At 42.6% G+C, this 11,863-nt stretch carries 12 protein-coding genes; 10 read left to right on the forward strand and 2 right to left on the reverse strand.

The features are described 5' to 3' along the window. The first annotated feature begins 310 nt into the window (after window positions 1-310). From ACR5KR_RS05030 to ACR5KR_RS05045, 4 genes are all read left to right on the forward strand, one after another. Window positions 311-796, forward strand: a complete 486-nt coding sequence (locus tag ACR5KR_RS05030; RefSeq protein WP_448265702.1) for a glutathione peroxidase — start codon at window positions 311-313, stop codon at window positions 794-796. A 134-nt stretch (window positions 797-930) separates the two neighbouring features. After that, entirely contained in the window at window positions 931-1,755 is an 825-nt protein-coding gene (locus ACR5KR_RS05035; RefSeq protein ID WP_448265703.1) for an SDR family oxidoreductase, read from the forward strand. Window positions 1,756-1,777: 22 nt separating this feature from the next. After that, window positions 1,778-2,707 carry an alpha/beta fold hydrolase gene (locus tag ACR5KR_RS05040; protein ID WP_448265704.1) on the forward strand — a complete coding sequence of 310 codons (930 nt, stop codon included), beginning with the start codon at window positions 1,778-1,780 and terminating at the stop codon, window positions 2,705-2,707. A 77-nt stretch (window positions 2,708-2,784) separates the two neighbouring features. Next, complete coding sequence (locus ACR5KR_RS05045; protein WP_448265705.1) at window positions 2,785-3,519, forward strand: glutathione peroxidase; 735 nt, start codon at window positions 2,785-2,787, stop codon at window positions 3,517-3,519. A gap of 384 nt (window positions 3,520-3,903) precedes the next feature. Here the strand turns inward: ACR5KR_RS05045 and ACR5KR_RS05050 are convergent, their stop codons facing one another. Then, window positions 3,904-4,143, reverse strand: a complete 240-nt coding sequence (locus ACR5KR_RS05050; protein ID WP_448265706.1) for a hypothetical protein — start codon at window positions 4,141-4,143, stop codon at window positions 3,904-3,906. Window positions 4,144-4,545: 402 nt separating this feature from the next. On the opposite strand from ACR5KR_RS05050, the gene ACR5KR_RS05055 reads away from it, so the two are divergent. From ACR5KR_RS05055 to ACR5KR_RS05080, 6 genes are all read left to right on the forward strand, one after another. Next, a complete protein-coding gene (locus ACR5KR_RS05055; protein WP_448265707.1) occupies window positions 4,546-5,784 on the forward strand; it encodes a hypothetical protein in 1,239 nt (412 codons plus the stop codon). Window positions 5,785-5,819: 35 nt separating this feature from the next. After that, window positions 5,820-6,587, forward strand: coding sequence for a phosphatase PAP2 family protein (locus ACR5KR_RS05060; RefSeq protein ID WP_448265708.1), 768 nt, complete (start codon window positions 5,820-5,822; stop codon window positions 6,585-6,587). A gap of 389 nt (window positions 6,588-6,976) precedes the next feature. Then, a complete protein-coding gene (locus ACR5KR_RS05065) occupies window positions 6,977-7,678 on the forward strand; it encodes a hypothetical protein (protein ID WP_448265709.1) in 702 nt (233 codons plus the stop codon). Between the two features lie 355 nt (window positions 7,679-8,033). Further along, on the forward strand, window positions 8,034-8,459 hold the full coding sequence (locus ACR5KR_RS05070; RefSeq protein WP_448265710.1) for a hypothetical protein: 426 nt from the start codon (window positions 8,034-8,036) through the stop codon (window positions 8,457-8,459). A 656-nt stretch (window positions 8,460-9,115) separates the two neighbouring features. Further along, complete coding sequence (locus ACR5KR_RS05075; RefSeq protein WP_448265711.1) at window positions 9,116-9,589, forward strand: hypothetical protein; 474 nt, start codon at window positions 9,116-9,118, stop codon at window positions 9,587-9,589. Next, complete coding sequence (locus ACR5KR_RS05080) at window positions 9,586-10,752, forward strand: PrsW family intramembrane metalloprotease (RefSeq protein WP_448265712.1); 1,167 nt, start codon at window positions 9,586-9,588, stop codon at window positions 10,750-10,752. The genes ACR5KR_RS05075 and ACR5KR_RS05080 overlap by 4 nt, the downstream gene beginning before the upstream one ends. Window positions 10,753-10,974: 222 nt before the next feature. Here ACR5KR_RS05080 and ACR5KR_RS05085 read toward each other — a convergent pair whose 3' ends face one another. Continuing rightward, window positions 10,975-11,604, reverse strand: a complete 630-nt coding sequence (locus ACR5KR_RS05085; RefSeq protein WP_448265713.1) for a hypothetical protein — start codon at window positions 11,602-11,604, stop codon at window positions 10,975-10,977. Between the last annotated feature and the right edge of the window lie 259 nt (window positions 11,605-11,863).

Genomic DNA, 11,863 nt, shown 5'->3' on the forward strand with positions numbered 1-11,863 from the left:
AATCATAAATTGGAGAATTCAGGATGTTGTTAACTTTTGATACAAAGAGTCAATTCTTTGTAGCTTTCAACCTAGATCGATTCATCACCGCACTCAAAATTCGGTATTAAAAGCAACGTAAATGTAACGTATTTATGCTGAAACAATAGCTTTCTCGAGCTATTTCTGCAAGATACAGGGTTTTGCAACTACACAACTCACATAGAATTGTTACAACAAGACTAACAAACGTAATTTCCTTAAAGAAACCGAGTTTAAAGTACCTGTAATATGGGAGACTTGGCAATATTCCCTATCAATCAAATTTCAGATGAATAACACAATTTCGGATATTGCAGTCAAGACCATCAACGGTGAAGATAAGCAATTAAACGACTACACCGATAAGGTACTCTTAATTGTAAATGTGGCTTCCTTCTGCGGTTATACTTCTCAATACGAGGGGTTAGAAAAGTTGAACCAAAAGTATGGAGAAGCAGGTTTACGTATTTTAGGGTTTCCTTGTAACGATTTTGGTGGGCAAGAACCAGGGAGCAATGAAGAAATTGTGCAATTCTGCACGAGTAAATATGGTGTTACCTTTGAACTATTTGATAAAGTTCATGCCAAAGGTTCACAACAGCATCCACTTTATGAGCGACTTACTAAAGCTGTTGAGCCAACAGGAGATGTTGCTTGGAACTTTGAAAAATTTTTAGTTAATAAGCAAGGTGAAGTGATCGCTCGATTTAATAGTAGTGTCCAGCCAAATTCACCAGAAATAATTGCCATAATTGAGAAAGAATTAGCGAAATAGTCATTAGGTAAAAATTTCTGTACTGTTAATTATTGACTATTAGTTCTGGACTGTTAAAATTATTGACTTCCAGACAGTCTAAATTGAGAAAATCATCTCAATGAGTAGTTTAATTTATTTGTGTCTAATTTGTCATGAACGTTGCAATCATTGGTTGTGGTTATGTTGGTTATAAAGTTGCTCAATATTGGCAGCAAGATATGAATTTTGTTGTTAGTGTAACCACAACTTCTCCTGAGCGTGTTGCCGCCCTACAATCAGTATCTCAAAGAGTTGTAGTTACCAGTGGTAATGATATAGATGGTCTAAAATCTGTTTTGCACAATCAAGAAGTTGTACTTTTGAGTGTTGGGGCAAAAAATGGAGAAGTTTATGAAAAAACTTATCTACAAACTGCCCAAACTTTAGTTTCGTGCTTACAGCAGATTAAGAGTGTAAAACAATTAATCTACACAGGTAGTTATGCCGTATATGGTGACAGAAATGGTGTATGGGTAGATGAAGAAACACCGCTTGCACCTGCTAATTTAAATGCCCAAATCCTCTGCAAAACAGAAGAAGTATTGCTCTCGGCATCTAGCGAAAATCTCCGTGTTTGTATATTCCGCTTAGGAGGGATTTATGGAAATGGTAGAGAATTGTTGAAAATATTTGGTAGATATTCTGGTACAACCCGTCCGGGCAATGGTGAGGATACCACAAATTGGATTCATCTAGATGATATTGTTGGTGCGATAGAATTTGCCCGTCAGCGTCGTTTGCAAGGAATTTACAATCTGGTAGATGATGCACATCTTACCAGCCGAGACTTGCTAGATAGCTTATTTGAAAAACATAATTTACCCAAAGTAGAATGGGATACATCTATCAAGAGTACTCGCCCATATAATGCTTGGGTATCGAATGAAAAGCTCAAAGAAGCTGGATACAAATTGATTCATCCACAGATGATTTTTTAGCACGTATTAAAAACTAGGAATTATGCAACCATCTGCTGTAGCTAACACAACTAATTTGACAGCATCTCCTAGCCAGTTTTACAGTTGGCAGAATTATCGTTGTGCCTACGAAGTACATCAACCAATTAATACAACATCTGAGGGCATTCCCTTACTATTAATTCATCCGATTGGCGTGGGATTGTCGCGGCGATTTTGGCAACGATTTTGTCGCGAGTGGTATAGTACAGGTCAGCGTAATTCAATTTATAACCCGGATTTACTAGGATGTGGTGAAAGTGATATGCCCCGTATAGCTTACACTCCTAGTGATTGGGCAGAACAGTTGCAGTTCTTTTTACAAACAGTAGTCCAAAAACCGGTTATTCTAGTAGTACAAGGCGCTTTATTGCCAGTTGCTATTCAATTAGTCCAAAAGGAATCAAATTTAATTGCCGGACTGGTACTTGCTGGGCCGCCAACATGGGCTTTGATGACAAATAAACCACCAGAATGGCAAGAGAAATTCCTTTGGAATGTGTTAGATTCGCCTTTTGGTAGTGCTTTTTATCGGTATGCACGCACTCCAAAATTTTTACGTTCTTTTTCGATTCGCCAACTTTTTGCTTCTGAAACTGCTGTGGATGCAGAATGGTTAAATACATTGCTTGCAGGTGCAGAAAATCCTGCTAGTCGCTATGCAGTATTTTCTTTTTTAGCAGGGTTTTGGCGAGATGATTATACTAGTTTTATGGCCTCGATTGGGCAACCAACATTAGCAGTTATGGGTGAAATTGCATCCAGTATTAGCCAAGACAATAAAAAAGAAACGCCAGATGAACGCTTGGCTCACTATCTTGGTTGTTTGCCTGAAAGTCGAGGTTTAAAAATAAATGGGCGTAATGTTTTACCGTATGAATCAACCACTGAATTTGTAGCAGCGATCGCTCCATTCATTAATGAAGTTTCTTAGACGATTGATAGTTACATTGTACCAGTTCTCCCATGATAGGTTATGACTGGAATTGATTACTAAAGGCAAGCAAAATTATGTTACCCAATCGCCGAGGACAAAGAGTACCCAATGTCACTTTTCATACTCGCAAGGACAATCAATGGGTGGATGTGACAACCGATGAGCTATTTGCTAATAAGACAGTAGTTGTCTTCTCTTTACCAGGTGCTTATACTCCGACTTGTTCATCTACTCATCTTCCTGGTTACAACGAATTAGCTCCAATTTTCAAACAGAATGGTGTCGATGATATTATCTGTATTTCTGTTAATGATGCCTTTGTGATGAACGAATGGGCAAAGGATCAAGAAGTAGAAAATATCACACTAATTCCTGATGGGAATGGGGAATTTACTGAAGGGATGGGTCTATTAGTAGATAAATCAGACCTGGGGTTTGGCAAGCGATCGTGGCGTTATTCTATGCTGGTGAGAGATGGTGTAATTAACCAGATGTTTATTGAACCAGAGGAGCCAGGAGATCCCTTTAAGGTGTCGGATGCTGAGACAATGCTCAGATACATCAATCCCCAAGCAGTTAAGCCCGAAGTAGTTTCCCTGTTTGCGAAAGTGGGTTGTCCTTACTGTGCCCGTGCTAAGGCAATGCTCAAGGAACATGGCATCAACTACGAAGAAATTACCTTGGGTAAGGATATCACCACGCGATCGCTAAAAGCAGTTGCAGGTGCAACAACAGTTCCCCAAGTATTTATCGATGGTAAATTAATTGGTGGTTCTGAGGCATTAGAAGCCTACTTCGCTGCTAAATAGGGTTGAGTAGGGTTGCAATACTGCATAGGTTTTGCCTAAAAAATAGAAATGTGTAGTAGTGTGGCAAGCTTGAAATAGTGCATTAGACGTAGGTTGGGTGGAGCAAAGCGCAACCCAACATATATCAGGATGTTGGCTTTGGCAAAGCCTCCAACGCCACTTGCTACAACGCAAGGAACACGCAAGAGCGCTGTGGCTCCCCAACCTACAATTTTTTTGCAACTCCCCCTAAACCGAATGGCACTAAGTTAAGATACAGCCTTTATCCTGACTGGTTAAGAGCCTCCAGGCTGGGAACTCATTCTGGGAGGTTCCGCCTCCATAGCTTGACAAGAGGTAGAACCTCTTTTAAATACATTCCCAGCCTGGAGGCTGGGAACGAGTCTAAAAGTCGTTTTGAGGTACTTCAAAGTCGTTTTGAGGTACTCCGAAGTCGTTTTGAGGTACTCCGAAGTCGTTTTGAGGTACTTCAAAGTCGTTTTGAGGTACTCCGAAGTCGTTTTGAGGTACTCCGAAGTCGTTTTGAGGTACTCCGAAGTCGTTTTGAGGTACTTTAAACTTTGTCGCATTGCGATCGAGTACACAGGTGCGACGAATATTCTTAGAGGTTGTTTGAAAAGTCACAAAGTATACTATAAACCCCTCTCCAAACCTCTCCCCGAAGCGGAGAGAGGCTTTGAAACCCCCATTCCCTTGTAGGGAAGGGGGGCTAGGGGGGTTAGGTTTCTGAGATTTAGATGTTACCAAAAATACTTTTCAAACATCCTCTTAACCGAACGGTATTGAGTTGGGGTACACAGTCATCAACTGTGTCAACTTCAGGTGAAAGTTATGATATTTTTGACCGCAGCCTGATTTGTGAGAATTGAAAAACACCGATTCCTGACTTCGTAAAAGTTGTCGGGAATTTTGTTTTTATCAGCAGTTAACAAATCTTCAGATCGGTAGATGTATTTTTGTCTAGCTATTTACTAACGATCGCCTAAAATTGATTCGGATTAAATTTAGATTTACTTAAAAGAGAATATGTTTGCCAGAATTCGCCAAATTTTGAGTCAATTTTTTAGTAATTCAAGAACAATCAACAATGAACCACTGAATAAAGTCAGTTTGATTGTCATTATTATAGTTGATATTTTTATCTTAATTAATGTTTTTACCGGACTCGATGATATTAGCAGATGGCATATCAGTCCAACTGAGGCTTATCCATGTTATTCAGAGTGGCAAAATTACCGAGCAAAAACTAATCAAGATAAAGACTATGAAATTGTTAGACTTTCATTGTCATCTTACACCAACAATCAATTTAGTTTTCGGGGAAACTATCAACAAGCCGAAGCAGGACATCTAGGTAAGGTTTCTCAAACGTGTTTGCAATATGGCGATTACAAAGATAAGATTAAGAACTCTGAAAAGCAGCAAATTATCAAAAATATCGAGCAAAAACAAGCAACTATTAGTAGACTGGAACAAGCCAATAGCACTATTAAATCTCAGTATGACTCAACGCTCTTAGAAAAAATTGCCGGACAGAATCGCGAACAATCAATTAATCAAGTCAGTGCTGAAAAAGCTAAACAGAGATTAGAAGAAAATAATCGCCAAATTTCTACTCTTCAACAAGAAATTTCTACTCTTAAAAATGAACTACTCGCCAAACCAGAAAGCATTAGTTTTATAGCCTTTCTTAAAAATGACAATCGATTTCAAGAAGTCGAGCAAGGCTATCATCAGGCGTCATTTTGGTATCCAAGTATCCAACTTGGTTTTCAGTCCCTCTTTCTTTTACCACTGATTCTCATTGGCTTATCAGTTCATAAATTTGCGCAAAGAAGAGGATATGGACTTGTCTCGCTAATTAGCTGGCATTTGCTAGTTATCTTTTTTATCCCATTAATCGTTAAAATATTTGAATTTCTCCAAATAGGTGCAATATTCAAATTTTTATTTGAGATAGTCAGTGCCATTTTTGGTGGTTTACTTTTCCTGATAAATTATGTTTATATCTTGCTAATTCCAGTTATTGGTTTTGGAATCATCCAATTTTTTCAAAAATTTGTCTTTAACGCTAAAGTCCAAGCAGCTAGCAGAGTTCAAAAATCAAGATGTGTCAATTGTGCCAAGAAAATTCGACTTGATACTTACTGTCCTCACTGCGGTTATTATCAGTACATTGAATGCCATAACTGTCATAATCTTACTTATAAGCATTTGTCGTACTGTAAACATTGTGGAACTTCTCAAGTTTCCAGTAGTTTGTAATCACTGAAGTCATCGATCGCCTTTTAAATTTAGACATGGAAAAAGAGAAACAAATCAATAAAGAGAGTCAATCGCCGCTTGATTTTCTCAAAAACCTGTTGATTGCTCGTTGGCGATCGCTCTTACTCCTTTTGCTCGGAGTCTATTTGCCTTTGCAGATTTTTGAAATCCTGACAGTGAATATATGGAAGAATCAAGCGGGCTTTCCGTGGGATGTACCGATTTTGTTAGCAGTTCATTCTACAGAAAACCCAGAGTTAGATGTTTTAGCTGTCACCCTAGCTACAATTGGCTTGCCTGGGACGGCAATGGTGATTTTGGGTGCGATCGCACTCATATTGCTACTGCAAAAACGCTGGCGATCGCTAGCTTATTTACTCACCGCCTCAGCAGGAAGCGTCATCATCAACCGCACCGCAAAACAATTAATGCATCGAGTGCGTCCACAATTGTGGCAGTCCATTGCACCTGAGTCTACTTTTGCATTTCCCAGCGCTCATGCGATGACGAGTGTAACACTGGTAGCAATTTTACTATTCTTAACTTGGGCTACCTCTTGGCGCTGGTTGGTTCTCATATTCGGCAGCTTATACATCATCGCGATTGCGTGGTGTCGTCTCTATCTAGGGGTTCATTTTCCTAGTGACATTCTTGCAGGTTGGATGGTTGCATTAGGTTGGACGATTGGTGTCAGTTTAATTATCAAACCCTATACAACTATAGCCAAATCCGTAGATGGCGAACGTCCTAAAGATGAAACTACTTTACTACCAGAAGAAATAAAGTCGATAAATGAGGAGTAATATCAGCCCTCACCCTAAATCCCTTTCCCAAAGGAGAGGGAGTTTGAGATTGGCTCCCTTTATTGCAATTTTGGCAGAAGGGGTTGAGGGCAAATTTTGTATTTGTGCAAGATGATTATTAAAACCAGAGCAAAGCAAAAAAGTTATCCAAAAGACCACGAAACAAGTGATTGCTACTTTTGGTTTAACTCAGTCAGATGATGATTTACCGTCCAAAATAGATTGTCAAACATTGATAGTTAAGATTGAAAAATAAAAAGCGCAGAAAGAATAAAATTCTCCTGCTACTGATTGCGATTGCTAAGGTTTAGGCACTTTACCATTCAATCTCTTAGTGATAGAGTTATCCCATTAATTCATATCTATTCAAAACAACAATCAACATCACAATGAAAACATTGCGGGCTTTAACGCCGAGCGCGCTGGGTTTACTTACACTTACAGTCGCGAGTTCTGTGAATGCTCAAGCGATAATTGACACTGTAGACAACGGTAATTTAAGTGTGACGGGGATGACACGAGGAAGCGGTTGCACTGTCCTTTTTAGTCCTCAAGGGGAGCTAGTTCAAAATGGTCGTTCCTGTAGTTCAAGAGAAATTGGTAAAGCTCAAACTGCGATCGATACCTATCTCCGGGAGCAAGGCGCATCTGAGCGCAACAGTGACAATTCAATGCGGCAAAGACTGACCTTAATCTGCTACGGTGAAGGTCGCAAACCAAGTGTTGAAAACCGCAATAGCTATGAATGGAACTCACGTCGTCATCGCTATGAACAGCAAAATCGTGTAGAGTCTTCGACAAACGAGTTCGATTCTGAGGTTCAAGTCGAGATTCGTAATATGCAGGGAAAAATTCATCTGGGCGGAAGGCTCATCCCGCCAATTAATTCAGGTGGTACTGATGGATGGTGGAACCTTAAGGATCTCCGTGTCACACCTGAGCAAATCACGGGAAAATACCAAGTAAATGGACTAAATCATCCGCGTGTTGAGATCGATCGACGCAGTGGACGGATTGCCATTAATGGAATTGAGCATTTCCGTGGTACTTGCGATTCAGGTGACTGGAGCAGTGGCAGAACTCGTTTCTAGTCTGCTGTATTGTTGGGTTTCGTCAAGACAAAGACGAAACCCATATCTTCGCAGTTCAAAACTCGCTACATCGGTGGCATCAAGACTTCGTGTTAGTGCAGATGCGATCGCATTGCTCCCTTCGACACTAGCTAATAGACGAAAAATCGAGGTAAATCTGAATAAATACTAAAGGTAAAACGAGAAAACAAAAATCAAGATACATTTAGATAGATTTGATACCATCAACAACATAGTACCAATCTTCAAATTTGAAGATTAATACTTTTGCTTGGGGTAATTTAATTAAGCTAAACGGTTTGCAGATTAATTAGAACAATAAACAAAGAATTGCTTGCGCTGGAGAAACTATCACATGGGAAACTCTGCCTTGACTCTTATTCGTAGTGTTTTAGCCGCCTCGGCGATCGCCACATCGCTCACATTTAGCTTCACTGCACCGTCGTTAGCTCAGGCTCATACGACCGTAAGGTTTTCCGCTGGCAAAGACAACACTTTTATACGGTCTTCAATTACGGGCAACCAATACCATGACTATATTCTGAATGGGCGGGCAGGGCAAAGGCTCTCGGTTTCGTTGATTACCAAAGGAGCAGCATACTTTAACATTCTCTCACCAGGCAGCACAGATCGAGCAATTTATAACAGCTCAATATCGGGCAACGACGGAAACGTTCGTTTGTCACAAAGTGGCAACTATACAGTTCGTGTGTATCTAAAGGGTAACAATAAGGACAGAAATCGAACAGTTCCTTTTGAACTTTCAGTCGGGATTTTGTGATGGTTGCTTTTCAATACTAGACATCTTGCGAAAGTAACAAATGCCAAGATGTTGGGGAAAGGTCAAAGGTTAAAGGGGAATGGCACGCTTGTTAAGACACAGCCCTTGCCCTAACTGGTTAAGAGTCTCCAGGCTCTTAACCCATTCTGAGAGGCTTCGCCTCCTCTTTCTTGACCAGAGGCTCTGCCTCTGGGAACGAGACTACACAAGCTTTCGAGCTTTACAAGCGTGCCATTCAGCCCTTCCCCTTTCCCCTACTTTTGCAAGAAGTCTACTAAACAAAAGCTTGAAACGCGTCATAGCAGCGATGTGATAAACGCATTGCTCCTAACAGTTTTCTCGATCGCTGGAAGTGCAACAGTCTAAACACCTCGAACAGCGTATTATGCGCGGGATCTGAGGCAAAAAATTTCTGCCCAATATAATATAGTTCGCCTAGTTCGGCGGCTACCAACGACCATCTTTTGAGACACGACAAAATACAAATCACCCTCATCAGCTTCACGCCTGTTTAGCACCGCAAAAAGGAAAATTGTATGTCCCCCCTAAGATACGAAGCCCCTGTACCGGTTGAATATCGACTGCTTGGACTCGATCGCCGGCTCATTTGGCCGACGGTGAGCGTTTATCTTGTGGTGTTTTTATGGTCGGGAGTCATGCCAGCCATCGACGAGGCTGTTCATAACAAGGAAGTTTTAGCAGGGACAGCTTATGATGTTGGTTCCGTAAGGTTTACGCCAACTCAAGGCTGGGTGATAACTAAGACACCATTTCCTGTCGGGAGTTCATCAACCGCAGAGGTCTTCAAAGATGGCGTCACGTTTAGCGTCAAGAGCGGCGTCTGGAGGGGAACTGCGGAAGAACTTCTTAACAAGATAGCGAAAGAACAGAATGAATTTGTTGTCGAGGGTAAAACAGTTCCCGTTACAACAGTGCAAAAGGTTGCCGGAGTAGCTAAGAGAATTAATGGTTCCGATTATACTGGTCTACTGCTCGCATACGTTGATCGCAAGGGTCAGGCAGTCGAAGTGATTGTGAAGGGCCCGGCCGCTACCTCCACACAACTGGAGCAACCGATCGCTGACATGATTAAGAGCATCACATTTAAACCAAAGGAGGGCAATTCGTGATTAGCACTTCAAAGAGTGAGGCCACAATCCGCAAGACTGCCATCGATCGTTCAGGCTGGAGCAATTCCGTCCGATTTTTTCAGCCGCACAACCCGGCGTGCTACCTGTATTGGTTGCTCGTACTCAAAGGCACCTACGTCTTCTGCCGATTTTTGTTCGCCAACGCCATCTATCCCACTGCTCTGTTTATTGCCCTCTCCTCTGAGGCACTGTATTGCCTGCCTTGGATCTGGTTTCTCACCCACAAAGATCGCTATGAACGCGAGCCAGCCAAGCTCGCGCTGCTCGGCTTTCTCTGGGGCGGACTAGTAGCGCCGTGGGTTATGGGTGTCCCTGGCAATGGTGCAATCCTATCGCTATTTGCGAAGCTGACCAGCCTCGACTTTTATAGCCATTGGAGTCCGGCCCTCACCGCACCCATCGTGGAAGAAAGCTCCAAATTCGTCGGGCTGGTCATGCTCGCTTTACTAGCACGCAACCATATCCGCAACTCCTACGACGGGTTTCTGCTTGGTGCGTTTGTGGGTCTTGGCTTTCAGGTCTTTGAAGACGTGTCTTACATTGTGGGCGCTCCCGACGCCAGCTTTGGGTCGCAGCAGGTTGCTGATACGTTGCAGGTGTTGGTAGTGCGTACAGTGAGCGGTTTCTGGAGTCACTCGCTCTACACGGCGGTTGCGGGTACGGGGTTTGGCTACTTCCTCGAAGCGAAAAATCGCTCGTTCGGACATCGGCTCGCGGTTTTGGTAGGTTTCTTTCTGTTGGCTTGTCTGGCTCATAGCTGTTGGGATGCCGTTGGTGGGTTTATCGGCTTCTTGCCCATCGGCATCGTCATTGGAACGGTTGCGATTTTGCTTGCGTGGCGGTTCTCCGAACAGCGTCAGCGCAAGTTTGTCCGCGTCCTGCTGGCTGACGATGTTGCAAACGGAATCGTGACAGAAGCCGAACTGGCTGCGATTTCTAACCGACCGAAAGATCGGCGAGTTTACCTGAGAGAGATCAAGTCCTCATCCGGGCCTGAAGCGGCAAAACGCGCTGGGTTCATACTCGATGCGGCGATCGATCTTGCAGCAGCAATTGCATCTACGGACAATCTCGATAGTCCGGCAGCCAAAGCCGCGCGTGCGGAGATTGCGAGGGTGCGCGGTGCTGCACAGTTAGGTTGATTACAGTAGATTCCAGCCGAAATGCTGAGGCGAGCGAGAGTGCCTGATACAGTAGACTTTTTGGCATTTGTCGGGAAAAGGGGAAAGGGAAGGGGAAAAGGTTCTGTATTGTCCCTTTCCCTTTTAACCTTTACCCTTTTCCTCAAGAGTGCAAAAAGCACAAATGCCCAGAGGTCTATCCTCTCAGTACTCTCTGAATTGGATTGTTTGTCCAGATAGCAACTAATTCTTACAATCCTCTGAATTCCCCGTGTAAGCGATCGATTGGTAGCGTCCTTGATCTGTTTGAATTGTTACACAGTAGTTGGTTTTGCCTTCTAGCCAGTAGCTGTAGCCCGAACCATCACTCTTTACCCATCGATAGCCCCGTTTTTTCACTGTGTTTTCTGCCTGTCCTGCCCTTGCTCCCACTAAATCGCTCAACCGAGAGACGGTAGTACCCGCTTCCGGCTGACGCCTAGCAGCAACCCTACCATTTCTGTTACCTGAGTTTTGTCCATTGGCAGATGTATCCCAATAGACAAAAATCGACTCATTGGCGAGACGATAAATCTGTCCTCGATCGCCAAGTCCAGATTGTCGATAGGCAGCATCACCATTTTGATCGCGATAATTGCCGGGTCGATTACCCGAAGGGAGCAGGTCATAGCTATTACCATTTTCCAGTTGAATGCTAACCGCACCCTGCCGTTGGGAAAAGGTACAAGGGCCAGAGGATGTAGCGCGGTCTTCTCCTTTTGGGAACACATCGCAACGGGCATTTACGGTATCGGCTTTGACGGATACAGGAAAACTCAAAGAAGCGATCGCCAGTGCTACTGCTAAAAACGAATTTGAAGATTTGATCGTCATAAAGCTCCTAAATTATGACAACGAAGATGACATTTTATATCATCCCCCTAAATGTGCGTTTTTTGACACTTGCAAACCCTTCTTCTAGCAGTTTTCATGTATTTGAACCACATCTGTCCTCAGGGCACAGCATTACTGATATGTGTTAACTTCAGCTGGAAATAGGTTATCTGTTGGCTTACATCCCCGCCCGGAAATAAATTTTCCGGCTTTTAGCTTAAGTCTACTGAAAGACTGGAAATTTTTGGCGATATTTAGT

Source organism: Nostoc sp. DSM 114159 (genome assembly GCF_053470285.1).

Bases quoted from the DNA above. Each gene is read 5' to 3' on its own strand.
- ACR5KR_RS05065 (WP_448265709.1), top strand. From the start codon at position 6,977: ATGAAAACATTGCGGGCTTTAACGCCGAGCGCGCTGGGTTTACTTACA.
- ACR5KR_RS05040 (WP_448265704.1), top strand. From the start codon at position 1,778: ATGCAACCATCTGCTGTAGCTAACACAACTAATTTGACAGCATCTCCT.
- ACR5KR_RS05075 (WP_448265711.1), top strand. From the start codon at position 9,116: ATGCCAGCCATCGACGAGGCTGTTCATAACAAGGAAGTTTTAGCAGGG.
- ACR5KR_RS05085 (WP_448265713.1), bottom strand. From the start codon at position 11,604: ATGACGATCAAATCTTCAAATTCGTTTTTAGCAGTAGCACTGGCGATC.
- ACR5KR_RS05030 (WP_448265702.1), top strand. From the start codon at position 311: ATGAATAACACAATTTCGGATATTGCAGTCAAGACCATCAACGGTGAA.
- ACR5KR_RS05045 (WP_448265705.1), top strand. From the start codon at position 2,785: ATGTTACCCAATCGCCGAGGACAAAGAGTACCCAATGTCACTTTTCAT.
- ACR5KR_RS05060 (WP_448265708.1), top strand. From the start codon at position 5,820: ATGGAAAAAGAGAAACAAATCAATAAAGAGAGTCAATCGCCGCTTGAT.
- ACR5KR_RS05055 (WP_448265707.1), top strand. From the start codon at position 4,546: ATGTTTGCCAGAATTCGCCAAATTTTGAGTCAATTTTTTAGTAATTCA.
- ACR5KR_RS05070 (WP_448265710.1), top strand. From the start codon at position 8,034: ATGGGAAACTCTGCCTTGACTCTTATTCGTAGTGTTTTAGCCGCCTCG.
- ACR5KR_RS05035 (WP_448265703.1), top strand. From the start codon at position 931: ATGAACGTTGCAATCATTGGTTGTGGTTATGTTGGTTATAAAGTTGCT.